Raw genomic sequence first — 24189 nt, 5'->3', positions numbered from 1 at the left:
ATATGGAATTAAGTGAAGTAAAATCTTTCATACAAAGTTCGAGAGATAAGCTAGAAGACTTTAGGGGGTCTCTTTGACTTAGAAGAAAAAGAGACTCAAATTAAAGAAAATGAAGAACAGATGATGGATCCTAATTTTTGGAATGATAGTGATGCTGCTAATGACGTCATTGCATCGAATAATCATTTGAAGAAAATTGTAGATGGTTTTAATAATCTTGAGGCGTCAGTTGATGATATTGAAACGTCATATGAATTATTACGGGAAGAGCATGACAGTGAGCTTGAGGCCATTTTATCGGACTCAATCAAAGAAACAGAAGAAAATATTGAAGCATATGAATTGAACCTATTACTCTCAGGCGAACACGATGCTTTGGATGCAACCTTGGAACTACATCCTGGTGCAGGTGGTACAGAATCACAAGACTGGGCTGAGATGTTACTAAGAATGTATCAACGTTACAGTGAAAGTGAAGGCTTTAAAGTTGAAACAGTCGACTATCAAGCTGGAGACGAAGCTGGAGTTAAGAGTGTGACGTTATCCATTAAAGGTGCCAATGCTTATGGGTTATTAAAGGCTGAGAAGGGTGTCCACCGTCTTGTAAGAATTTCTCCATTTGATTCTTCAGGGCGACGACATACATCCTTCGTATCCTGCGAAGTAATTCCGCAGTTTAAAAATACGGATGTTGAAATAGAAATTAACAATGATGATATTAAAATAGATACTTACCGTTCAAGTGGTGCAGGTGGTCAGCACGTAAATACGACTGATTCAGCTGTCAGAATCACGCATTTACCCACAGGGATTGTCGTGACATGTCAAAATGAACGTTCACAGATTAAGAACCGTGAACAAGCGATGAATATGTTGAGAGCTAAGCTCTATCAAAAGAAAATCGAAGAACAGAGAGCAGAAATCGAAGATATTAAAGGTGAACAAAAAGAAATTGGCTGGGGAAGTCAAATCCGAAGCTATGTCTTTCACCCGTATTCAATGGTTAAAGACCATCGCACAAACTATGAAACAGGTAATACTGACAAAGTAATGGATGGTGACTTATCACCGTTCATACATGCATATCTAAGAATGGTAATGTAAAAGTAGATGGAGGCTGTAAAATGAAAAAGATAATGATGTCTCTTAGCTTTGGTGTAGTACTCGTGCTGAGTGCATGTGGTTCAGGTGAAGAAGAAAGTGCGACTTCAGACAATGCATCGGTAGATGATGGTCAGGCAATTTACGAAGCTTCATCTTGCTTTAGTTGTCACGGTAGAGAATTAGAAGGCGCATCAGGACCAAATCTTCAAGAAGTCGGTAGTAGATTATCAGTAGACGAAATCAAAACTGTTATCGAAGAAGGAAAAGGACCAATGCCAGGTGGATTAGTAGAAGATCAAGAACAACTGAGTAAACTAGCAGAATGGCTTTCTGAAAAACAATAAAACAATCAGAGAAAGACCGTTAAGTTTTATTAAAAAACTTAACGGTTTTTTTGTTAACTTAAGCTAATATAGTAAATTATTTTATCCGAGTAAATTACTATAACAATGCATAGTTAAATAAATCATTTGTAAAGAAAACACGTCCAGATTTCTAATAAATTTCTTTTATATTACAAATATATTACAAGACTTTATTGTAATGACTCTTATGATATAGTTTATTACGTGTCGTAATAACGGAAGAGTTACATATCAATCAATAGCCAAACATAAAAAATTAAAAAATAAAATGATTATTAGTAGGAGGACATTCACTTTATGAAAAAGACAGTAGTATCTGTAGCAACATTAACAGCAATTACAGGTGTCGCAGCAACGACGGTTTCAGCAGACGAATACAAAATAGCTAGTGGAGATACATTATGGGGAATAGCTAATGAAGTTGGAACATCAGTAGCTGATCTTAAAGCGGATAACGAATTAACAAGCGACCTTATCTTCCCAGGTGACGTATTAACAGTAAACGAAGCGGAAGAAGAGGCACCAGCACCTGTTGAAACTCCGAATACATATACTGTACAAGCAGGAGATACACTTTCACAAATCGGTGAACAGTTCTCTCTAGATTACAAAGAAATCATGAAGTTAAATAACTTATCTAGTGATTTAATTTTTGTTGGACAAGAATTAACAATCTCAGGTGAAGAAGTTGCTTCAGAAACTGTAGAAGTTGAAGAGGTAGAAGAAGTAGAACCTGTTCAAGAAACTGAGGAAGTAGAAGTAAATACTTCAGCAAATGAAGATGCAGAAGCTCAACAAGCAGCTGAAGAACAAGCTGCTGCAGAAAAAGCAGAAGCTGAACGTATTGCAGCCGAAGAACAAGCGGCAGCTGAAAAAGCAGAAGCAGAGCGTGTAGCAGCTGAACAAGCAGCAGTAGAAGCTGCTGAAGCAGAGAGAATCGCAGCCGAAGAAGCGGCAGCGGCTGAAGAAGTAGAAGTTGAAGAGGTAGAAGAAGTAGAACCTGTTCAAGAAACTGAAGAAGTTTCAGTAGATGAAGAAGCTGAGCGTGTTGCAGCCGAAGAGCAAGCAGCGGCTGAAGCAGAAGCAGAAAGAGTTGCTGCAGAACAAGCGGCAGCTGAAAAAGCTGAGGCAGAGCGTGTAGCTGCAGAACAAGCGGCAGCAGAAAAAGCAGAAGCAGAAAGAGTTGCTGCAGAACAAGCGGCAGCTGAAAAAGCAGAAGCAGAAAGAGTTGCTGAAGAACAAGCTGCAGCTGAAAAAGCAGAAGCAGAAAGAGTTGCTGAAGAACAAGCTGCAGCTGAAAAAGCAGAAGCAGAAAGAGCAGCCGAAGAACAAGCGGCAGCTGAAAAAGCAGAAGCAGAGCGTGTAGCTGCAGAACAAGCGGCAGCTGAAGAGGCAGAAGCAGAGAGAGTAGCTGAAGAACAAGCAGCAGCTGAAAAAGCAGAAGCAGAAAGAGTAGCCGAAGAACAAGCGGCAGCTGAAAAAGCAGAAGCAGAAAGAGCAGCTGAAGAACAAGCAGCAGCTGAAAGAGCAGAAGCAGAGAGAGTAGCTGAAGAACAAGCAGCAGCTGAAAAAGCAGAAGCAGAAAGAGTAGCCGAAGAACAAGCGGCAGCTGAAAAAGCAGAAGCAGAAAGAGCAGCTGAAGAACAAGCAGCAGCTGAAAGAGCAGAAGCAGAAAGAGTAGCCGAAGAACAAGCGGCAGCTGAAAAAGCAGAAGCAGAAAGAGCAGCTGAAAGAGCAGAAGCAGAAAGAGTAGCCGAAGAACAAGCGGCAGCTGAAAAAGCAGAAGCAGAAAGAGCAGCTGAAGAACAAGCGGCAGCAGCAGAACCTGCAGCAGCAACACCAGCTTCTAGTGTATCTAACGGTACAAACTACTATCAGTGGGGTAGCTGTGCATGGTACGTATTTGAAAAGCGTTCATCAATGGGCTTAAGCACTGGCAATGGCTGGGGAGATGCTTCTAACTGGGCATCTGCAGCTTCGTCTGATGGATACTCAGTAGGTAATAAACCAGCTGTGGGTGCAATCATGCAAGCACCGGCATATACTAACGGATCATACGGTCAAGGTCACGTTGCATTTGTAGAACGTGTTAATGGCGACGGTTCAATCTTAGTATCAGAAATGCAATTCGGTGGCGGCCTTGGTAGTAAAAGCACAAGAACTTTAAGTGCTTCTCAAGCAGCTAACCATAACTTTATCTACTAATAAATACTTGATAGAGATTAAATATTTGAAGTACACTTGCACTCATATGAGATGTAAGTGTACTTTTTTATTATTCAGAACAAAATCTAGTTCGCGAAAAGCCCACAAAATCCAAAAAGACACGAACTAGGTCGTGATAATTGATAAAAAAACTCTATTCTTGAATACTTTCATAACAAAACGGTTATTTGACATATAGGAGGGTGAACATTGTGAGTAATATTACACCAAAATCCAGTGGGACTTCTGTACCGCTCTCTTCTTTATTAATTATGAGTACGATTAATGTGCTCACTTTTAAAAAGATTAATAAAGTAGATGAATATGTGGATAAACAAATGAAACAATGGAAGAAGGATCAAGAAAAGAATCGACATCGTGTCTAAGCAAATAAAAGACATTCGTTGACAGTTCATACATTCTTAACTTTCGTAGAATTAACTTTATGGTAAAATGAATAAAATGAATGCGAGAGGACTTTCAGTATGTCTTTAAGGAAAATAATTATTGGTGTTGTTTTTATCGTGTTCTTCTTAGTTGTGGGGGTCAGTATTGGTGCTGTCATCAATGTCTCTGATGAGGAACTAAGAGAACAGAGTTTAAAAACACTACAAGATTCTGAAGGTAGAGATAATCACCATGCTGTTGGTTTAAATGCTCTAAATATGGAATCTGAAGTAGTAATAAATAGTGATCAGTCACTTGAGTCACTGGTAGCAGATAATAAGGTGACTGTTGTTAATTTCTTTGCATCATGGTGTGATCCATGTAAACGTGAGACCCCAGAGTTAAATGAATATGCCAGTCAAACAGCTGACTCAGATGTTCAAGTTGTCGGTGTAAATATCGATGATAGTACTGCCAATCGTGATGAATTCCTTGATCAGTTTGAGGTATCATATCCTGTTTATGAATTAACGAACGAAGCAGCAGTAACGGATGAATTCAAAATCAGCTTAATGCCAACAACATTCTTCTTAGATTCAGAAGGTGAAGTAATTAGAGCCTACATAGGTGAGATTAGTCCCGACCTAATCACAGACTATGTTAACTATGTAAAGGAGCGTTAAATAATGGGAGTACACCAATACTTTAAAAGTCTGAGTGACTTAGAAAAACTCATACGCTGTCCTGGTAAGTTTAAATACCAAGAGCATAACGTTGCGGCTCACTCATTCAAAGTGACAAAAATTGCACAGTATTTAGGTACAGTAGAAGAATATCACGGGAGTACCATAGATTGGCGTGCGCTGTATGAAAAAGCACTCAACCATGACTATCCGGAGATTTTCACTGGTGATATAAAAACGCCTGTAAAATATGCGTCTCTAGAACTAAATTCATTATTTTTAGAAGTTGAAGAAACGATGACAACTAAATTTATAGAAACAGAATTTCCCCCAGAATATCAAGTGATATATAAGGAACGTTTAAAAGAAGGAAAAGATAGCACACTTGAAGGTCAAATACTCTCGGTGGCGGATAAAATCGATCTTTTATATGAGTCTTTCGGAGAAATCCAAAAGAGAAATCCCGAGCCTTTATTCTTTGAGATATACGAGGAATCGTTAGCAACCATTAAGCGCTTTGATCATTTGGTGTCGGTTCAAGATTTCTTAGATAACATTCTAACAGAAATGCTCAAAGAAAGATTTATTCCAAAAGATGAACTTTTTGAAATCACCAATGCGATTTTAAATAGGGAGTAAGAATTATGGACCTTTATTGGTACATGATGGCCATGGTGGTACCCGCAGTCACTGTGGTTGTTTTTACAAGACTCACAAGAAATAAGTATGTCGCTGTTTTACTAACATTCGTATTGTTCGGTGCTTCTATTTACAGAGGGTTTTACCCGAGTGATTGGGTAATTTACATTGATTCAGCTTCGATTTTTGTTGGTTACATTATAGTAGAGATTTTTACGTTAGATCAATTTAATAATGATGAAGAAGAGTGAAAAAAGACCGAACAAATGTTTGTCATTTTTACTCTTTTTTTGTTAGACTAGTATAGATAAATATGTGGAGGCGAAACAATGGCTAAGTTTGAGTTAGTTTCTAAATTTGAGCCGGCTGGAGATCAGCCTCAGGCAATAGATGAGCTTGTAGAACAAATAAACTCTGGCCAAAGACACCAGACTTTATTAGGTGCTACTGGAACAGGTAAGACGTATACAATGAGCCAAGTGATTCAAAAGGTTGGTAAGCCAACCCTGATCATCGCACATAACAAAACGCTGGCTGGGCAACTGTACAGTGAATTTAAAGAGTTCTTCCCAAACAACAGAGTTGAGTATTTTGTATCCTACTATGATTATTTCCAACCAGAAGCCTATGTCCCAAGTACGGATACTTTTATAGAAAAAGATGCATCGATTAATGATGAAATTGATAAGTTAAGGCACTCTGCAACTAGTGCCTTATTTGAAGGTGATGACGTTATCATTATTTCATCCGTATCTTGTATTTATGGTTTAGGTAATCCAGATGAATATAGAGACTTAGTTGTCAGTATTAGAACCGGTATGGAACTCGATCGTAATCAATTTTTAAGAAAACTCGTCGATATTCAATATGCGAGAAACGATATTGATTTTAAACGCGGAACTTTTAGAGTCCGTGGAGACATAGTTGAAGTATTCCCAGCATCAAGAGATGAAAAATGTATTCGTGTTGAATTCTTCGGAGATGAAATCGACCGAATACGTGAAATTGACTACTTAACTGGTGAGATATTCTCTGAACTTGAGCATTTTGCAATCTTCCCTGCATCCCACTTCGTTACCCGTGAGGAAAAAATGAAAGTTGCAATTGAGAGAATTGAAAAAGAGTTAGATGAACAATTAAAAAACCTTAGAGCGGAAGACAAGCTACTTGAAGCCCAAAGACTAGAACAAAGAACAAATTATGACCTTGAGATGATGAGAGAGATGGGCTTTTGTTCTGGAATTGAAAACTATTCTGTTCATACTACACTTAGAGATTTAGGCTCAACACCTTATACATTACTCGACTACTTCAAAGATTTTTTAATTATGATTGATGAATCCCATGTGACAGTACCACAAATTAGGGGTATGTATAACGGGGATAAGGCGAGAAAACAAGTGCTAGTTGATCATGGATTTAGATTACCAAGTGCCTTGGACAATAGACCATTAAAATTTTCTGAGTTTGAAGAGAAGGCCGATCAATTACTTTATGTCTCTGCGACGCCTGGACCTTATGAAATTGAGCATACTAAAAAAATGGTTCAACAGATCATACGACCAACAGGCTTACTTGATCCGACAATTGATGTCAGACCATCAGAACACCAAATCGACGACTTACTCGCTGAAATCCATGACCGTATGGAGAAAAATGAACGTGTCCTAGTCACGACACTCACTAAAAAAATGTCAGAGGATTTAACGACTTATCTAAAAGAAGCCGGCATTAAAGTTCAATACCTTCACTCTGAAATAAAAACATTAGAGCGCATTGAAATTATTAGAGAGCTACGCATGGGTACTTACGATGTTTTAGTTGGTATTAACCTATTAAGAGAAGGTTTAGATATACCAGAAGTTTCACTTGTGACAATATTAGATGCAGATAAAGAAGGTTTCCTAAGATCTGAACGTTCATTGATTCAAACAATCGGACGTGCTGCACGTAATAGTAACGGTCATGTTATTATGTATGCCGATAAGATAACTGATTCTATGCGTTACGCACTAGATGAAACCGAAAGACGCCGTGAGAAACAAATCGCCTTTAACGAGGCACACAATATTACACCAACAACGATTCAAAAAGAAATTAGAGATGTCATCAGTGCTCACGTTGACATTAAAGAAGACAACACTAAAGTGACTAAGAAAACTTCGCCGACTAAGAAAATGACCAAATCAGAGAGACAAAAGCTTCTTGATAAGTTAGATAAGGAAATGAAAGAAGCTGCACGCAATCTAGACTTTGAAACTGCATCAGAATTAAGAGACGCGATATTTGAGATTCAAGCAGAAGGGTGAATGACATGAAAAATCCATTTATAAGCATCAAAGGTGCGAGAGAAAATAATTTAAAAGATGTAAATCTTGAAATACCTAGAGATAAGCTCGTCGTTATGACGGGTTTATCTGGCTCTGGGAAATCATCTTTAGCCTTCGACACGATCTATGCTGAAGGACAAAGAAGATATGTAGAATCTTTAAGTTCATATGCACGACAATTTTTAGGACAAATGTCTAAACCCGATGTTGATACGATTGAAGGATTGTCGCCAGCAATTTCTATCGACCAAAAGACAACGAGCAATAACCCACGCTCTACTGTTGCAACGATTACTGAAATCTATGATTATTTAAGATTGCTTTACGCAAGAGCAGGCACACCATATTGTCCGATTCATAATATCGAAATTTCTTCTCAGACAATTGAAGAGATGACAGATACGATTATGCAGTTAGAAGAACGTACTCGTATTCAAATATTTGCACCATTGGCTAGAGGAAAAAAAGGACAGCACAAACAATTAATAACATCCTTAAGTAAAGAAGGATACGCTAGAGTCGTGGTGGACGGTGAGATGTATGACATTGAATCAGTACCTGAATTAGAAAAAAACAAGAAGCATGATATCGATGTTGTTATTGATCGTCTAGCAGTTAGGGATGGCATTGAAACACGCTTGAGTGACTCGCTACAAGTCGCTTTAGACAAGTCCGGTGGCAATGTGACAATTAACGTTATCGATGGCGAAGACTTGCATTTTTCAGAGCACTTCTCCTGTCCAGAATGTGGCTTTACAATTTCTGAATTAGAACCTAGACTCTTTTCATTTAACGCACCTTATGGTGCTTGCCCAACTTGTGATGGCTTGGGAATGAAAATGTCAGTAGATGAAGCGCTCGTTGTGCCTGACCCAAATTTAACGTTAGAAGAAGGGGCAATTGTCACTTGGCAACCGATATCATCGACTTACTATATGCAATTGCTTAGTCAGGCAGCAGCACATTTCAAAATCGATATGAAAGTACCGTTTAAAGACTTAAGTAAAAAAGATAAAGAAATAATTTTCAAAGGCTCAGATGAGCTAGTTAAGTTTTCATTCAAGCAAGATAATGGTGTGGAAAGAACGAGAGAAATGCCTTTTGAAGGTGTCTTAAGTAATATAGAACGTCGTTACAATGAGAGCCCATCTGAATATACGAGAAATGTCATGAGTCAATACATGAGAGAAATTCAATGTAAAACATGTGATGGTTATAGACTGAATGAAGAAGCACTCGCTGTTAAGGTGGATGGTCAGCATATCGGTCAAACATCTGAACAGTCTGTCATAGACTCCTTAGAATTCTTTAAAGATATATCCCTATCAGCTCAAAATGAAGAAATTGCTCAACCGATACTTAAAGAGATCAACAGTCGCTTATCTTTCTTAAGAAATGTTGGTTTAGATTACTTAACATTGAGCCGTAAGAGCGGTACTTTATCTGGTGGAGAAGCACAGAGAATAAGACTGGCAACACAAATTGGTTCACAGTTGAGCGGGGTCTTATATATCTTAGATGAGCCATCTATTGGCCTACATCAAAGAGACAATGACCGCTTAATCAGTACATTAAAAGAGATGACTGAACTCGGAAATACGCTTATTGTTGTTGAACATGATGAAGACACGATGCTCGCAAGTGACCATCTGATTGATATTGGGCCTGGTGCTGGTGAACACGGTGGAACGGTTGTAGCAGAAGGTACACCTAAGGAAGTGATGGACAACGATGCATCACTCACTGGTCAATACTTAAGTGGAAGAAGATCAATTCCACTGCCAGAACACTATAGAAAACCAGATAAAAAACGCGTCTTTAAAATTAAGGGTGCCAAAGAGAATAATTTGAAAAACATCAATGTGAATATTCCTTTAGGTGTGCTTAATGTTGTGACTGGTGTTTCTGGCTCAGGTAAAAGTACATTGATCAACGAAATTCTTTATAAGAGTCTACATCAAAAACTTTATAATACTAAGGAATTACCAGGAGAACATACAAGTGTAGACGGCATTGAACATATTGATAAAATTATCGACATCGATCAATCCCCAATTGGACGTACACCAAGAAGTAACCCTGCAACTTATACAGGCGTCTTCGATGACATCAGAGATGTTTTTGCACAAACGAACGAAGCAAAAGTAAGAGGCTATTCTAAAGGACGCTTTAGTTTCAACGTCAAAGGAGGACGCTGTGAAGCGTGTAAAGGTGATGGTATCTTACGTATTGAGATGCACTTTTTACCAGATGTTTTTGTACCTTGTGAAGTGTGTCATGGTAAAAGATATAATAGAGAAACTTTAGAAGTGAAATACAAAGATAAGAGTATAGCGGATGTCTTAAAAATGACTGTTGAAGAAGCATATTATTTCTTTGAAAACCTCCCTAAAATTAAGAGAAAGATTAAAACCTTGTTAGATGTTGGCCTTGGATATGTGAGACTTGGACAACCTGCAACAACATTATCTGGTGGTGAAGCTCAAAGGGTGAAACTTGCGAGCGAGTTACATCGTCGTTCAAACGGTAAGACGCTTTATATAATGGATGAACCGACGACAGGACTCCACTCTGAAGATATTAAGAACCTACTTGAAGTGATCCAACGTCTCGTTGAGCAAGGTGATACAGTCATCATCATTGAGCATAACCTCGATGTTATAAAAGTTGCTGACCACATCACTGATCTTGGCCCTGAAGGTGGCGAGGGTGGCGGAAACATCGTCGTAAGTGGTACAGTAGAGGATGTAATGAAGGAAGATAAGAGTTATACAGGTCAATACTTGAAGAAATGGTTGAACAGAAATCATTAGGAGGGATATAAGTGGAAAGTAAGGAACGTATCTTAAAAATGCTAGAAGAAGGAAAAATTTCTTCATCGGAAGCAATAGAACTCATGTCTGCTTTAAATGATAAGAAGGAGAAATCCAAGCAACAACAAGAGACTTCAGAAGAACAGTCAGACTCAGATAAAGGCGTATTTAACGATTATATTAATCAATTTGTCGACGAGTTTAACAAGTATGTAAATAAAGACAAAGTGACAGACACCTACTCAAATGTAAAAAATAAATTTGGCAACCAAAGACAAACAAAACAAGTATTTGATGGCCTTGAAAAAGCATTTGATTCAGTGGGTTCATCATTCGATACACTGTTTTCAAAAGGGCCTAAAAATCGTCTTATCGAAACGATTGATGAAGAATTTTCTAGTATATCACTCGATATTGCTAATGGTAATATTGAGTTAAAACCAGCTGAAAATACGAATGTCGTTAAATTTGAAGTGACACCATTCTATAGAAAATTAGATACGAAGAAAAACTACTTCCAGGATATCATCTGTGATGTTAGAAATGGTGAGCTGGTCATCGTTTCAGATGTTAAATCAGCACGTGTAAACGTCGTAGTTGAAGTGACACAAGATGTTTTAAAACGTATTATTCTTGCCGCATCAAATGGTAGTGTATCGATCCAAGATAAGGAATTCCAGGACGCAACAATTGATATACTAAATGGTGATATTGATCTTTCTAACGTAGAAGCTAAGAGTGCATTTTTAAGAACTTCAAGAGGAAATGTGAAGGTCCGAGAAGGTGATTATCAAAACATCGAGGTCATTTCAATGCTCGGCACAATTATGACAGACAATCTAAATGCTAAAGCGATTGAAATTTCTTCAAATGGTTCTGTTAATTTAGCACTTAAGAACAGTACAGAAGAAGCGACAATTAATTCAAATATGGGTAGCATTAATATTAGTGTGCCACAAGGTAAACCATTAGAAGGGCGTTTATCTACTGTACTTGGTCAAATCAATTACCCACCAGAAGTCGATGCTCGATTCATGAAACATCAAGATATCGGCTTTAAAGAACTCATGCTTGTCAACGATAGTGACGAGGAAGGATTATTCTTAGAAGTGGGAACTAAAGTAGGTAGCGTGACCTTACATCGCAGTTAAGAACTATTAAAGGTAATGGGTTGGCTTTTGCCAGCCCATTTTTTGTTATAATATTATTAAATCTATTTGCCCATAAAGAATATTAGTTAGAGGCGGTGTTTTATGCTAACAGTGAACGATTTAGTGGAACATTTTAATTTGAAAATTTGGGGAGGTAACGGTGGCTTAGAAAACGAGATTCCAAGCTTTGATTTGTCTCGCCCTGGTCTCGAGGTCGCTGGTTACTTTTCTCACTATTCATCAGAGCGAGTACAGATATTAGGTATGACAGAAATATCATTTTTTGAACGTGTGCTTTCAGATGATGAACGCGAAGATCGTGCGAAACGATTATGTCGTAAAGAAACACCATGCATCATAGTGACGAGAAGTTTACAGCCGCCTCTAGAATTAATAGAAGCATGTAACATAACGAACACTGCTTTATTAACGACAGAAGATAATACGACAAATTTCACTAGTCGTATTACAACATATTTAGAAAAAGAACTCGCACCAGAAACAAATATGCATGGTGTTTTAGTTGATGTGTATGGAATTGGAGTGCTCATTACAGGTGACTCAGGTATTGGTAAGAGTGAGACAGCTTTGGAGTTAATTAAAAATGGGCATCGACTCGTTGCAGATGATAATGTTGAAATCAAGGAAGTAACAAAGAATGTACTGATGGGATCTGCGCCAGAATTGATCCAGCATCTGTTAGAAATTCGTGGGTTGGGAATTATCAATATAATGACACTCTTTGGTGCAGGATGTATACTAACTGAAAAACGAGTCATGCTAAACGTTCATTTAGAAAACTGGGAAGACAAGAATACTTATGACCGACTTGGTTTGGAGGATAAGAAGATTAAAATCTTAAATTCTGAAGTGACCAGAAAAGTCATCCCAATTCGTCCGGGGCGTAGTCTTGCTGGTATAATTGAAGTGGCTGCAATGAATCACAGATTGAACCAGATGGGACATAATGCAGCAGTTGAATTTAATGAAAGATTGAATCAAAAGATAAAAGATAATGGAGGCAACACGAAATGATTTTAAATGCTGCCATAGATCCGGTTGCGATTTCACTAGGCCCTTTGTCCATCCACTGGTACGGAATTATCATACTCACAGGAATGATTCTAGGGTACTTTTTAGCAAAAAGAGAGACAATCAAAAGAGGCCTACCTGATGATTTATTTATGGACTTAATGATGTACATCATTATCTTCTCTCTAATTGGTGCGAGATTATATTATGTCTTATTTAACCTTGATTATTATCTCTATAATCCTATTGATATTATAAAAGTTTATGAGGGTGGCATGGCGATACATGGCGGACTCATCGGTGGATTTTTAGCGGGCTTAATTTATACTAAGAAAAAAGGGTACAGTTTCTTTCAAATTGCAGATATCGCCGCTCCGAGTATTTTGTTAGGCCAAGCTATTGGTCGTTGGGGGAACTTTATTAACCAAGAAGCACACGGTGGACCTGTATCTAGAGATTTCTTAGAGAATTTAATGATTCCAGAATTTATAATTAACCATATGAATATAGACGGTACATACTATCATCCGACATTCTTATATGAGTCAGTCTGGAGTATTATTGGTGTAGTTATACTATTGTTAATTCGTCAAAAATTAAAACTAGGTGATACAATTCTTGTTTATCTGGTATACTATTCAATCGGCCGATTCTTTATAGAAGGCATGCGTACAGATAGTTTAATGATTTTTGATTTACTAAGAACGGCACAAGTAATTTCAATTGTAATTATTGTGGTCGCTATTGGTGCGATGATTTATCGACACCGTCAGTATAACTTGCCACAGTACAATGAAGTATATGGCAATTATTTAAGTAAAGGCGATAAGCCGACACATTCAAATAAATCAACAGTAGTGAATAAGAAGAAAAAAAGGAAGAAGTAGTATGAGACAATTAAAGCGATATCGTGGTTTTACAATTAATCCATTATGGCATTTATATCGTACGGTTCGCTTTGGTAAAGTCGTAAAAAACTTTATTGTCATTGAAATCGGGCGTTTTTTGCCATCTACTCAGCTCAAACACGCATTCTATAAAAAGGGATTAAATATAAAATTAGGTGAGCACGTATCCTTTGCCTATAAGGCAATGCCAGACCTCATGTTCCCAGAATTAATTACCATTGGTAAAAATTCAATTATAGGCTATAATGCTACAATATTAACCCATGAATATTTAGTAGATGAATATCGAATTGGTAAGGTCATCATTGGTGAAAATACGATGATTGGTGCAAATGTTACGATTTTACCAGGGGTTAAAATTGGTAGTGGAGTGAAGATAGGTGCAGGTGCAGTCGTGTCAAAAGATGTACCGGATAATGCACTCGTCTATGGCAATCCGATGATTATAAGGGAGAGGTAAAAAATGAATAAAGACAACATCATCTCTCTCAATCAAAACGGAGAGAGTTACTACAGGCAAGGTATTAAGAAAAGGCAGCAAAATAACAAAAAAGAAGCCTTGCAATTATTAAAAAAAGCCTACGATAAAAACCCGGATAACCCTGACTATCTCTCAGAGTATGCCTATGTTATGGCAGAAAATGGACTCGGAAATGAAGCGGAACATTTACTAATCGATGCATTTGTAAAAGATGAATATGATGCCTCATATTTTCAAGCTTTGAGTGAGCTCAACATTATTCGTCAAGATGCAAATAAGGCATTCTTATATGGAGTATCTTATGCTGCGTATTCAGAAGATAATAGTTATCGTCAGCAACTAGAAGAGATGTTTGAAGTTGAAATTGATAATGAAGCGGAGTTAGAGAAGGAAGCAGAACGAATTATCGGCCAGCAAATTTTCCAACACTTATTTATGAATGCCAAGGTCGATGAGGCCCTAGATTATTTAACAACACTACCAAGCGACATTCAAACGGAAAATGAATTTAGAAACTTAAAGGCCATGGCTTACCTATTCTTAAATAAGTTTGATGAAGCAAGGGCTTTACTTGAACAATTATTAGAAGATGATCAGACTGACATGCATGCGTTGAGTCATATGACGCTACTTCACTATCATACCAATGAGATAGAAAAGTACGAGTCATATTTAAAAAAACTCGAAGTCGTAGAACCATTAGATGATGATGCGAGATTTAAAGTCGGTCTTGTGCTAAATTTCCTACAGAAATATGAACATGCTTACCGCTTGTTATTCCCGCTCTATAAAAAGCAGAGGGTTATGAACTTCCAGCTCTTACATGCCCTGAGTTTTTCATCATTTCATCTAGGCAAGACAGAAGAATCTAAATCATACTGGACGAAAATGCAAAACTTCCATCAGTTAGACGAGAAATTTAGTCCATGGAAAAAATCAGAAGCGGCTAACCAAATTCTCAGTCTTGAGGAAAAGTATTTAAATGATGATGATCAACATAAAAGACTGCTTGCCTTATATTTAATTTCTAAAATTGAACCGAAAGAAGCGATAATCGGTTTATCAATCTGGAATCGTATAGAAGAACTTGATGATTATGAAAAATTATACGTTTCGTTTTTGTTTCAGGGACTAAAACTTGTGAGATTGGGTCGTATGCACATTGGTTTAGAATTACTATACGATAAAGGTTTTACTGAAGAGGATACTTTGTTAATGTGGATTGATATCTTCCATGACTTATATGAGGTGCATAAGGAATTTGACGATGTTGAAAGTTATGTTGCCGCGGTCCTATATACTTATCGTTCACAGAAAAAGTTAACCAAAAAGTATTTGGTAGAAACCTTTAATACGACAAACTATCGTTTAAACAAGGCAATTGAACACCTCAAGCAAATTTAATGAATAAATGACCTTAAGTGACTATAATAGTATATAGCAATTTTTTAAAGGAGATAAACTATGGACGAAAAGACGATCTATGATGTTGTAATCATCGGTGCTGGTCCTGCAGGAATGACAGCAGCCGTTTACGCATCTCGTGCAGAATTAAAAACAGTGCTTTTAGAACGTGGCGTACCAGGTGGACAGATGGCAAATACTGAGGAAGTAGAAAACTTCCCAGGATTTACTATGATTACTGGACCCGAATTATCATCAAAAATGTTTGAACATGCTCAGCAATTTGGTGCAGAGTACAAATTTGGAGATATTAAAAGTGTTGAATTAGATGGAGACATTAAGATCCTAAAAACTTCATCTGAAGATATTTATACAAAATCAGTCGTTATTGCAACTGGTGCAGAATATAAAACAATTGGTGTACCAGGCGAAGACTTACTACGCGGACGCGGGGTAAGTTATTGTGCAGTATGTGACGGTGCATTCTTTAAAGAGCGTGAACTCGTTGTGATTGGTGGGGGAGACTCTGCAGTAGAAGAAGGTGTTTTCCTAACCAAATACGCAAGTAAAGTTACAGTTGTTCACCGTCGTGACGAATTACGTGCGCAAAAAATCTTGCAGGATAGAGCCTTTAAAAATGAAAAGATGAACTTCATTTGGGATACTGAACTGCAATCAATTAATGGTGAAGGTAAAGTCCAATCTGTCACACTTAAAAATAAAAATACTGGTGAAGTATATGAACACAAGGCCGATGGTGTGTTTATCTACATTGGTATGTTGCCTCTTACAGAACCATTCAAAGACCTTGGAATTCTAAATGACAATGGTTACATTGAAACCAATGAAGAGATGGAAACGAAAATTCCTGGAATTTTTGCAGCAGGAGATGTTAGAGAGAAATCACTTAGACAAATCGTTACTGCCACTGGCGATGGTAGTTTAGCAGCTCAAAATGCTCAGCACTACTTAGAAAAGTTAGAAGACGAAGAATAAGTTAAAATTTCCCCCATATGGGGGATTTTTCATAGTAAAATGAGTATAAAACAAAGGCTAAGATTAAATCTCTTTTAAGGGTGTGTCGAATGAAAAGTTTAATCATAATGACAGGTATGAGTGGTTCTGGGAAATCAGTAGCATTAGAAGCAATTGAAGATATGGGATATTTTTGTATTGATAATCTACCACCTATTTTGATACCCAAGGTTGTAGAACTGATGGATTCAGTTGATGGTAAAATGTCGAAAGTGGCAATAGGGGTAGACTTAAGAGGAAAAGAATTTTTTGATGATTTAATACAACAACTCAATCTCGTTTCGAACAGTAAAGAATTGATGCTTAGAATTATCTTCTTAGATACAGATGATGAGCGACTAGTTAGCCGTTATAAAGAAACACGTCGTGCTCACCCGTTAAACGAGGGTGTCGCGCTCTTAGATGCCATTAAGAAAGAGCGTCAAATCTTGGATGATTTAAAAAGTCGTGCGACAGTAATAGTAGATACGACTTTACTGTCACCAAAGGAACTCAAGGATAAGATGTTTAGTATGTACAGTGGAGGACGTGAAGAGTTCTTTACAGTCAACGTCGTAAGCTTCGGTTTTAAGCATGGTGTGCCGATTGATGCAGATTTGATGTTTGACGTAAGATTTTTACCGAATCCATACTACATTGAAGACTTGCGTCCACTAACTGGCTTAAATGCTTTGGTTTATGATTATGTGATGAAATGGCAGGACACAGATACTTTCTATGAAAAACTTTCTGATTTAATCTACTATCTAATCCCTCAGTACGTTAAAGAAGGTAAGTCACAATTGACGATTGCAATTGGCTGTACAGGTGGCCAACATCGCTCAGTTGCCTTAGCTAAACGTCTAGGGGAAGATTTAACTCATGATTTTAGTTTTCAAATTAATACTAGCCACCGTGATGCAAATATTGAAGGTTCCACTCATGGCGAAAGCTAAAATAAAAATCGCGATAATCGGTGGTGGAACTGGACTATCTGTACTCTCACGTGGATTGAAAAAATATCCTGTAGAAATTTCTGCAATTGTATCTGTTGCAGATGACGGTGGCTCAACAGGAATTATCCGTGATCAGATAGATATGCCAGCTCCAGGAGATATTCGAAACGTAATGTCCGCCTTAAGTGAAGTAGAACCCATGCTAGAGGGTCTGTTTACTTATCGTTTTAAAAAGGATGAAATATCAGGTCACTCTCTAGGAAACCTTATGTTAGCAGCAATGTATGACTTAAGTGGAGACTTTGCGACAGCAGTAAGCGAACTATCCAAAATTTTAAACGTTAAAGGTACAGTCATTCCATCTACTAATGTTAGTCCAAAATTAGCAGCAAGAATGGTAGATGACTCATTGATTATCGGGGAAAGCTATATTCCAAAGATTAATAAAGAGATTCAAGAAATTTATCTTATTCCAACGAATATTGATGCAACACCTGCTGCAGTCGAAGCCATTATGGAAGCTGATATAGTCGTTTTAGGGCCAGGCTCACTATATACAAGCATTATTCCTAATCTCTTACCTAATGGTATTAAAGAGGCACTTACGGATTCAACAGGCATCAAAGTATATGTCGCAAATTTATTAGAGCAGCCAGGGGAGACAATGGGCATGTCAGCCTATGACCATCTTTATGCTATTGAAAAACATATTAAGAGAAAGGTCATTGATTATGTCATTTTAAATGAAAGAGATGTCTATAGTCAGATGGCTTCAACGTACAAAGAAAGAGGCGTTCATATTATTGAAAGTGAACGCAATAAAATCGAAGCAAACGGTGTAAAAGTCATTACACATGACGAGTTGATCATTGTTGATGATGAAGGCGTTGTCCGCCATAACAATGAAAAGCTAGCAGAGATTATCTACGATATCGTTATCGATGAATCAAGAACACTAGAGTACTAGGTAGAATTTGAAAGGAAAGTGGTTGCATGTCATTTGCTTCCGAAATGAAAAACGAATTAACACGAATTGAAGTTGATGAATGCTGTATGAAAAGTGAACTTTCTGCCTTGATCAAGATGAACGGTGCAGTCAGTTACTTTGACAATGAGTGGGTAATCAATGTCCAAACAGAAAATGCGGCAATAGCGAGACGAATTTTTTCACTAATAAAAAATGTCTACAAAATAGAAATTGACTTACTTGTGCGTAAAAAAATGAAGTTAAAAAAGAATAATGTTTATATATGTAGAATTAAAAAAGAAGCGATGGCAGTATTAAAAGATCTAGAGATTTTTGAAGGTGGTCTATTAACAAACCGTGTGACTGATGAAATTCTAGCCAATGATTGCTGCAGAAGAAGCTACTTAAGAGGGGCCTTCTTAGCAGGTGGTTCAGTAAATAATCCGGAAACCTCAGCCTACCATTTAGAAATTGCAACCCTCTATGAGGATCATGCAGCTGAACTGACAGACTTAATGAATGGCTATGGTTTGAATGCGAAATTTATCGATAGAAAACGTGGCTATTTAGTCTACTTAAAAGAAGCAGAAAAGATTTCTGACTACCTCAGTTTAATAGGTGGTTACCAAGCGCTACTTAAATTTGAAGATATTCGTATTGTTAGAGATATGAGAAATTCAGTCAATCGTCTAGTAAACTGTGAAACAGCAAATTTAAATAAGACGATAAATGCTTCAATGAGACAAGTGGAAAACATTAAATTTATAGAGGAGGAAATTGGCATAGATGAATTGCCAGAACGCCTAAGAGAAGTCGCTAGAATTCGAGTGGATAATCAAGACATGACCTTAAAAGAAATCGGTGAGTCGGTATCGACTGGACCGATTTCAAAATCAGGTGTGAACCATCGACTTAGAAAGTTAGACGACATTGCTGAAAAAATCCGCAATGGTGAAGAAAAAATATTTTAATTAAAACCCCTGTACGATGTAATCTTATCGAACAGGGGAATTTTTATTTACTATAAATTTGTTCTAAAGCTTGGTCTAGAGTGGGGTACAAGTATTTAAACTCATTGTTTAACAAGCGTCTTGGGTGGACTTTTTGACCTTCAGTAATTAACATTGAGCGCTCACCGAGCAAACTGTTTAACAAGAAGTTCGGTGTTTTAAAGAAATTTGGTGTGCCGAGTACGGCGCTGAGTACTTTAGAGAATTCCTTTTGTCTCACAGCGACGGGTGCTGTAATATTTACAGGTCCATCTATATCTTGGTTGAGTCCAACAAAATATAAGGCGTTAATGACATCGTCAATGTGAATCCAAGAGTACCACTGACGACTAGAAGCAATATTTCCACCTAAGTTTGCCTTATATAATTTTTCGAGAATAGGTAAGGCACCTTCCTCACGAGATAAGATTAAGCCGAAACGTGTATACACAGTTCGGATACCTAAAGATTCAATTTGTCTCGCAGCACCTTCCCACTTATTTACCACTGTAGATAAGAAGTCATTCGGTGACAAGACGTCGTACTCATCATACTCAACAAGTTTACTTGTCGGATAGTAACCGATTGCACTTGCATTAACAAAGGCGAGCGGTTTAATTTTAGAATCAAAAAGCCATTGATAGAGCATATTGGTCATGTTTAAACGGCTCGATAATATTAAATCTTTATAATAATCTGTCCATTTATTATTTAACGAGGCGCCTGAGAAGTTATAGACTAAATCGATTTCTTCTGGTAATTCTTTAGTCCAAGATAGATCATTATAGTTATCTTCATCGTACTTTATATAATGCACGTAGGGATGTTCACTTGATTTAGACTGCCGACTTAAAATATAGACGTGATGGCGATCTTTCTTTAAAACATTAGTAAGATGACTGCCGATAAAACCAGTTCCACCGGAAATAAGTATATTCACTAGACAACCTCCTGAGTTTATTCTAATTTCATAATAATAAAAAAAAGCGTTTAAGTCACGTGACCTAAACGCTTTTCGTTCATAATATATTATTTTTCTGGTTCCATTACGTGGTCGATTAGACCATATTCTTTAGCTTCTTCAGCTGTCATGAAGTTATCACGGTCAGTATCTTTCTCGATTTTCTCTAGTGGTTGACCTGTACGTTCAGCTAAGATTTTATTGAGTTTTTCACGTGTTTGTAAGATATGTTTAGCTGCGATCTCAATTTCAGTCGCCTGACCTTGAGCACCACCTAGTGGTTGGTGAATCATTATCTCAGCATTTGGTAAAGCATAGCGTTTACCTTTGGCACCAGCTGTTAAAAGGAATGATCCCATTGAAGCAGCAAGGCCTAAGCTAATTGTTTGAACATCAGGCTTGATGTGTTGAATCGTATCATAGATTGCCATACCAGCTGTGACACTACCACCTGGTGAGTTAATATATAGATAGATATCTTTTTCAGAGTCTTGAGCTTGTAAGAATAGAAGCTGACTGACTACAGAGTTTGCAACGTTATCATCAATTGCACTACCAATCATGATGATTCTATCCTTCAACAGTCTTGAGTAAATATCGTATGCACGTTCACCGCGGTTAGTTTGTTCAATTACTGTAGGTATTAAATTCATATTTTTTGCCTCCTAAATTATTAATCTAGCATAATCTCTTATTTATTTATAACACATTAGTCAAACAAGGTCAAAGATAATAACCTTTAAATCAATATGACATTTATCTTATTACTATCGTCCCAAGAGAGTCAATATTTAAGGCTTTAATAGTCCTATCATTCTTGATATAATGAGTTTTGTTATTTTTATATTTTACCCCCGTGGTGTAATGGATAACACGTAAGATTCCGGTTCTTGAGATGGGAGTTCAATTCTTCTCGGGGGTGCTAAAAAGAGGTGAGTGATTTGTCAGTCGAAGCACTTGAAACAGTCGATAAACCTGACGTTAGTTTAGATGATAAGTTTGTTCGTAAAGTCTTCTATGTTTGTTTAAATAGTGGCAAGATCTTATTAGAGAGCGGCGCTGAGACCTACCGCATTGAAGATACGATGCTACGTATGGCTAACAACTATGGTATCGGTAATGTCCAAGTGTTCGTGACAACAACAGTAATCATACTATCGATGAATGATTACGCACTTTCTCAAACGATTCGTATCGAAGAGCGTGCAAACAACTTAGAAAAAGTCGTTAATATTAATGATTTGTCTAGACAAATTACTAAAGGATTACCCATTGATGAGGCGATTGAGACGATTGAAACGATTCATGAAACTAAGATGTTTCCACTATGGCTGGTGATTATCGCAGGTGGTATTGTAGCAGCAATGTTTTTACTTCTTTTTAATGGCACTATTGTGGACATTCCTATTGCAGCATTTGGTGGCATGTTAGGAGTCTTAATTACAGAAAGTATTCAGCGTTATACCAAAATTAAGTTTTTCAATGAATTCTTTGCTTCGTTCTTTATTGCTTTATTTTCTGTTCTTTATGTAAACTATGGTCCTGGTGTCAATGTCGAAACAATTATTATCGCTGCAGTCATGCCCTTAGTGCCTGGTGTCTTAATCACAAATGCGATTCGAGAAATGATTCGTGGCCACATGCTAGCCGGCACTATGAAGGGTGCTGAGGCTTCCTTAACTTCGATTGCTATCGGTGCAGGTGTAGGTCTCATATTCATGTTGATGTAGGAGGGAGAATCATGACTTATTTTTTCCAATTGATTTTAAGTTTCTTTGCATCAGCGGGTTTTGGTGTCCTGTTTAACGCACCGAGAAGAACAATTGTCGCAGGTGGTATTAGTGGTGCCTTAGGTTGGATTGTTTACTATATAGCAACAGAAATCGGTGCAGAAGCGCCAATCGCGTCCTTTTTAGGGGCTATTGTATTGACTGCGGTTTCTATCTTAAGCAGTCGCAAACTTAGGGCGCCAGTCATCATCTTTATAACTTGTGGTATCATTCCTTTGGTACCTGGTGGTACAGCGTATAATGCCATGCGTAGTGTCGTTATGACCCAATACGATATGGCTCTAGCTTACGGCTTCCAAGTGGCCTTAGTATCCATGGCGATTGCTATGGGTATTATCTCCACTGAAATGATTGATTCATTGATGCAGACGCTTAAACGTGAAGTAAAAAATTTGTGGAAGAAAGAGGCTTGACCATGCTTAATCTTACTTATTACATGCGTAACGATTGTGCGTTATGTAATGAAGGTAAACTCCAAATCAGACTGGCTTTATCTGAACTAAGGAATGATCTTGTTCAATTAACTGAAGTCAACATCGACGAAGACAATGAACTGCAAGAAGAATACATGGTACGCATTCCTGTCTTATCGAATGGTGATGAGGTCATTCAAGAAGGCGTACTTGATTTTGTGACAATTTACGATTATATACGTGAACATAAATAAATATTTGATACTAACGGAGATCCTTATAAAGGGTGTCCGTTTTTTTATGGATGTGTTTACATCAATGTAAAATTACTTTTGTAGTTTAAATCACTAAGTGAGATATGTATAATAAAATTGAATATATACTTGGAGGCGTATTCATGAAAAAGACTCTTGACGATGTAGAATTAAAAGGTAAAAAAGTTTTAATTAGAGCAGATTTTAATGTGCCCTTAAAAGATGGTGAGATTACAGATGACAACCGCATCAAGGCTGCGATTAAAACTATCTCTTATGTTCTAGCAAAAGGTGGTAAGGTCATTCTACTATCCCACCTCGGACGTGTGAAATCTCAAGAAGATAAAGAAACTTACACACTCGCACCTGTTGCGAAGCGCTTAAGTGAGCTGATGGACAAGGAAGTATTATTCAGCGATAAGACGCGTGGTGATGACTTAGAAGAAGCTGTGAGCAGTTTACCTGACGGTGAAATTTTACTGATTCAAAATACAAGATATGAAGATTTAGACGGTTCCAAAGAAAGTAAAAACGATCCAGAGCTTGGTAAGTACTGGGCATCACTTGGAGATGTATTTGTAAATGATGCATTTGGTACTGCACACCGCTCACATGCATCAAATGTAGGCATTAGTGAACATTTACCTACCGTTTCTGGCTTCTTGATGAAAAAAGAAATTGAGTTCATAGGTAATGCTGTCGACGAACCAAAAACACCATTTGTAGCAATATTAGGTGGTGCGAAAGTATCAGACAAAATTAGCGTTATTGAGAATCTTCTATCTAAAGCAGACAAGGTGTTAATCGGAGGAGGAATGGCGAATACTTTTCTTAAAGCTGCAGGTCATTCAATCGGTACCTCATTAATAGAAGAAGATAACATCAAGATTGCAGAAGACTTACTTGAGCAAGCAGAAGGTCGGTTAATTCTTCCGGTGGATGTTGTTGTTGCGAAGGAATTTTCTAATGACACTGAATTTAAAACGGTAGATGTTGATAATATTCCTGATGACATGATGGCACTAGACATAGGAGAAAAAACAATCAAACTGTATGAAGATGCTTTAAACGGAGCGAAGACAGTTGTATGGAATGGCCCAATGGGTGTCTTTGAAATGTCTAATTTTGCCAAAGGCACAAGTGGAGTATGCCAAGCGATCGCAGACTTAGATGAAGCCATTACAATCATCGGTGGTGGCGACTCTGCAAGTGCTGCACAACAACTCGGCTTTGAGGATAAATTCAGCCATATCTCCACAGGTGGCGGAGCATCACTTGAATATTTAGAAGGTAAGGAACTACCAGGCTTAAAAGCTATAGACAATGTTGAGGAGGACTAGCTT

At 37.6% G+C, this 24189-nt stretch carries 24 protein-coding genes and 1 tRNA gene; 23 read left to right on the top strand and 2 right to left on the bottom strand.

Features of this window, described 5'->3' with window-relative positions; all coding sequences use genetic code 11:
- Window positions 1–2: 2 nt before the first annotated feature.
- The 18 genes from prfB (at window position 3) to whiA (ending at window position 19410) form a co-directional block, all read left to right on the top strand.
- Window positions 3–1104, top strand: a protein-coding gene (prfB, locus tag JEM45_RS05225; protein WP_198687935.1) for a peptide chain release factor 2 whose coding sequence is annotated in 2 segments (ribosomal slippage) — window positions 3–65 and window positions 67–1104 — 1101 coding nt in all. Because the reading frame shifts where the segments join, the coding sequence is not laid out codon by codon here.
- 20 nt (window positions 1105–1124) lie between these two features.
- Window positions 1125–1448, top strand: coding sequence for a c-type cytochrome (locus JEM45_RS05220; protein WP_026867671.1), 324 nt, complete (start codon window positions 1125–1127; stop codon window positions 1446–1448).
- Between the two features lie 318 nt (window positions 1449–1766).
- Window positions 1767–3674: a LysM peptidoglycan-binding domain-containing protein gene (locus tag JEM45_RS05215; protein WP_198687934.1), complete on the top strand. Its 1908-nt coding sequence runs from the start codon at window positions 1767–1769 to the stop codon at window positions 3672–3674.
- 212 nt (window positions 3675–3886) lie between these two features.
- Window positions 3887–4060: a hypothetical protein gene (locus tag JEM45_RS05210; RefSeq protein ID WP_156889181.1), complete on the top strand. Its 174-nt coding sequence runs from the start codon at window positions 3887–3889 to the stop codon at window positions 4058–4060.
- 99 nt (window positions 4061–4159) lie between these two features.
- Window positions 4160–4744 (top strand): TlpA disulfide reductase family protein, encoded by a 585-nt coding sequence (locus JEM45_RS05205; protein ID WP_035857099.1) that lies wholly within the window; start codon window positions 4160–4162, stop codon window positions 4742–4744.
- Between the two features lie 3 nt (window positions 4745–4747).
- Window positions 4748–5383 (top strand): YfbR-like 5'-deoxynucleotidase, encoded by a 636-nt coding sequence (locus JEM45_RS05200; protein ID WP_026867303.1) that lies wholly within the window; start codon window positions 4748–4750, stop codon window positions 5381–5383.
- 5 nt (window positions 5384–5388) lie between these two features.
- Window positions 5389–5634: a DUF2198 family protein gene (locus JEM45_RS05195; RefSeq protein ID WP_026867304.1), complete on the top strand. Its 246-nt coding sequence runs from the start codon at window positions 5389–5391 to the stop codon at window positions 5632–5634.
- A 78-nt stretch (window positions 5635–5712) separates the two neighbouring features.
- A complete protein-coding gene (gene uvrB, locus JEM45_RS05190) occupies window positions 5713–7692 on the top strand; it encodes an excinuclease ABC subunit UvrB (protein ID WP_026867305.1) in 1980 nt (659 codons plus the stop codon).
- A gap of 5 nt (window positions 7693–7697) precedes the next feature.
- Window positions 7698–10526 (top strand): excinuclease ABC subunit UvrA, encoded by a 2829-nt coding sequence (gene uvrA, locus JEM45_RS05185; RefSeq protein WP_026867306.1) that lies wholly within the window; start codon window positions 7698–7700, stop codon window positions 10524–10526.
- A gap of 11 nt (window positions 10527–10537) precedes the next feature.
- Entirely contained in the window at window positions 10538–11677 is a 1140-nt protein-coding gene (locus JEM45_RS05180) for a DUF4097 family beta strand repeat-containing protein (RefSeq protein ID WP_026867307.1), read from the top strand.
- Between the two features lie 102 nt (window positions 11678–11779).
- The gene (gene hprK, locus JEM45_RS05175; protein WP_026867308.1) at window positions 11780–12712 is read left to right on the top strand and encodes an HPr(Ser) kinase/phosphatase; all 933 of its coding nucleotides are present in this window, start codon (window positions 11780–11782) and stop codon (window positions 12710–12712) included.
- Window positions 12709–13596, top strand: a complete 888-nt coding sequence (gene lgt / locus JEM45_RS05170; RefSeq protein ID WP_026867309.1) for a prolipoprotein diacylglyceryl transferase — start codon at window positions 12709–12711, stop codon at window positions 13594–13596. The genes hprK and lgt overlap by 4 nt, the downstream gene beginning before the upstream one ends.
- A gap of 1 nt (window position 13597) precedes the next feature.
- Window positions 13598–14077 (top strand): acyltransferase, encoded by a 480-nt coding sequence (locus JEM45_RS05165; protein WP_026867310.1) that lies wholly within the window; start codon window positions 13598–13600, stop codon window positions 14075–14077.
- A 3-nt stretch (window positions 14078–14080) separates the two neighbouring features.
- On the top strand, window positions 14081–15502 hold the full coding sequence (locus JEM45_RS05160) for a tetratricopeptide repeat protein (RefSeq protein WP_198687933.1): 1422 nt from the start codon (window positions 14081–14083) through the stop codon (window positions 15500–15502).
- A gap of 60 nt (window positions 15503–15562) precedes the next feature.
- The gene (gene trxB, locus JEM45_RS05155; RefSeq protein WP_026867312.1) at window positions 15563–16498 is read left to right on the top strand and encodes a thioredoxin-disulfide reductase; all 936 of its coding nucleotides are present in this window, start codon (window positions 15563–15565) and stop codon (window positions 16496–16498) included.
- Between the two features lie 89 nt (window positions 16499–16587).
- Window positions 16588–17472 carry an RNase adapter RapZ gene (gene rapZ / locus JEM45_RS05150; RefSeq protein WP_026867313.1) on the top strand — a complete coding sequence of 295 codons (885 nt, stop codon included), beginning with the start codon at window positions 16588–16590 and terminating at the stop codon, window positions 17470–17472.
- Window positions 17459–18439 carry a gluconeogenesis factor YvcK family protein gene (gene yvcK, locus JEM45_RS05145; protein ID WP_035857104.1) on the top strand — a complete coding sequence of 327 codons (981 nt, stop codon included), beginning with the start codon at window positions 17459–17461 and terminating at the stop codon, window positions 18437–18439. The genes rapZ and yvcK overlap by 14 nt, the downstream gene beginning before the upstream one ends.
- A 26-nt stretch (window positions 18440–18465) precedes the next feature.
- Window positions 18466–19410, top strand: a complete 945-nt coding sequence (gene whiA, locus JEM45_RS05140) for a DNA-binding protein WhiA (RefSeq protein ID WP_026867315.1) — start codon at window positions 18466–18468, stop codon at window positions 19408–19410.
- A gap of 43 nt (window positions 19411–19453) precedes the next feature.
- Here whiA and JEM45_RS05135 read toward each other — a convergent pair whose 3' ends face one another.
- Window positions 19454–20368, bottom strand: coding sequence for a TIGR01777 family oxidoreductase (locus tag JEM45_RS05135; RefSeq protein WP_166627254.1), 915 nt, complete (start codon window positions 20366–20368; stop codon window positions 19454–19456).
- Between the two features lie 89 nt (window positions 20369–20457).
- Window positions 20458–21042, bottom strand: coding sequence for an ATP-dependent Clp endopeptidase proteolytic subunit ClpP (gene clpP / locus JEM45_RS05130; protein ID WP_026867317.1), 585 nt, complete (start codon window positions 21040–21042; stop codon window positions 20458–20460).
- A gap of 197 nt (window positions 21043–21239) precedes the next feature.
- Here clpP and JEM45_RS05125 point away from each other — a divergent pair.
- From JEM45_RS05125 to pgk, 5 genes are all read left to right on the top strand, one after another.
- Window positions 21240–21311: transfer RNA gene (locus JEM45_RS05125), tRNA-Arg, on the top strand.
- A gap of 19 nt (window positions 21312–21330) precedes the next feature.
- Complete coding sequence (locus tag JEM45_RS05120; protein ID WP_198687932.1) at window positions 21331–22119, top strand: threonine/serine exporter family protein; 789 nt, start codon at window positions 21331–21333, stop codon at window positions 22117–22119.
- An 11-nt stretch (window positions 22120–22130) separates the two neighbouring features.
- Window positions 22131–22592, top strand: coding sequence for a threonine/serine exporter family protein (locus JEM45_RS05115; RefSeq protein WP_166627252.1), 462 nt, complete (start codon window positions 22131–22133; stop codon window positions 22590–22592).
- A gap of 2 nt (window positions 22593–22594) precedes the next feature.
- Complete coding sequence (locus tag JEM45_RS05110; protein WP_166627251.1) at window positions 22595–22846, top strand: glutaredoxin family protein; 252 nt, start codon at window positions 22595–22597, stop codon at window positions 22844–22846.
- A gap of 143 nt (window positions 22847–22989) precedes the next feature.
- Complete coding sequence (pgk, locus tag JEM45_RS05105; protein WP_166627250.1) at window positions 22990–24186, top strand: phosphoglycerate kinase; 1197 nt, start codon at window positions 22990–22992, stop codon at window positions 24184–24186.
- The last annotated feature ends 3 nt before the right edge of the window (window positions 24187–24189 follow it).

The organism is Jeotgalicoccus sp. ATCC 8456 (assembly GCF_016313225.1).
GTDB lineage: Bacteria > Bacillota > Bacilli > Staphylococcales > Salinicoccaceae > Jeotgalicoccus > Jeotgalicoccus marinus.
The sequence above is the reverse complement of the archived record's forward strand: the minus strand, read 5'-3'. Positions and strand labels throughout refer to the sequence as shown.

Excerpts from the sequence above, each read along its gene's own strand:
- JEM45_RS05220 (WP_026867671.1), top strand. The coding sequence starts at position 1,125 with ATGAAAAAGATAATGATGTCTCTTAGCTTTGGTGTAGTACTCGTGCTG.
- JEM45_RS05215 (WP_198687934.1), top strand. The coding sequence starts at position 1,767 with ATGAAAAAGACAGTAGTATCTGTAGCAACATTAACAGCAATTACAGGT.
- JEM45_RS05205 (WP_035857099.1), top strand. The coding sequence starts at position 4,160 with ATGTCTTTAAGGAAAATAATTATTGGTGTTGTTTTTATCGTGTTCTTC.
- JEM45_RS05200 (WP_026867303.1), top strand. The coding sequence starts at position 4,748 with ATGGGAGTACACCAATACTTTAAAAGTCTGAGTGACTTAGAAAAACTC.
- JEM45_RS05195 (WP_026867304.1), top strand. The coding sequence starts at position 5,389 with ATGGACCTTTATTGGTACATGATGGCCATGGTGGTACCCGCAGTCACT.
- uvrB (WP_026867305.1), top strand. The coding sequence starts at position 5,713 with ATGGCTAAGTTTGAGTTAGTTTCTAAATTTGAGCCGGCTGGAGATCAG.
- uvrA (WP_026867306.1), top strand. The coding sequence starts at position 7,698 with ATGAAAAATCCATTTATAAGCATCAAAGGTGCGAGAGAAAATAATTTA.
- hprK (WP_026867308.1), top strand. The coding sequence starts at position 11,780 with ATGCTAACAGTGAACGATTTAGTGGAACATTTTAATTTGAAAATTTGG.
- lgt (WP_026867309.1), top strand. The coding sequence starts at position 12,709 with ATGATTTTAAATGCTGCCATAGATCCGGTTGCGATTTCACTAGGCCCT.
- JEM45_RS05165 (WP_026867310.1), top strand. The coding sequence starts at position 13,598 with ATGAGACAATTAAAGCGATATCGTGGTTTTACAATTAATCCATTATGG.
- JEM45_RS05160 (WP_198687933.1), top strand. The coding sequence starts at position 14,081 with ATGAATAAAGACAACATCATCTCTCTCAATCAAAACGGAGAGAGTTAC.
- trxB (WP_026867312.1), top strand. The coding sequence starts at position 15,563 with ATGGACGAAAAGACGATCTATGATGTTGTAATCATCGGTGCTGGTCCT.
- rapZ (WP_026867313.1), top strand. The coding sequence starts at position 16,588 with ATGAAAAGTTTAATCATAATGACAGGTATGAGTGGTTCTGGGAAATCA.
- yvcK (WP_035857104.1), top strand. The coding sequence starts at position 17,459 with ATGGCGAAAGCTAAAATAAAAATCGCGATAATCGGTGGTGGAACTGGA.
- whiA (WP_026867315.1), top strand. The coding sequence starts at position 18,466 with ATGTCATTTGCTTCCGAAATGAAAAACGAATTAACACGAATTGAAGTT.
- clpP (WP_026867317.1), bottom strand. The coding sequence starts at position 21,042 with ATGAATTTAATACCTACAGTAATTGAACAAACTAACCGCGGTGAACGT.
- JEM45_RS05115 (WP_166627252.1), top strand. The coding sequence starts at position 22,131 with ATGACTTATTTTTTCCAATTGATTTTAAGTTTCTTTGCATCAGCGGGT.
- JEM45_RS05110 (WP_166627251.1), top strand. The coding sequence starts at position 22,595 with ATGCTTAATCTTACTTATTACATGCGTAACGATTGTGCGTTATGTAAT.
- pgk (WP_166627250.1), top strand. The coding sequence starts at position 22,990 with ATGAAAAAGACTCTTGACGATGTAGAATTAAAAGGTAAAAAAGTTTTA.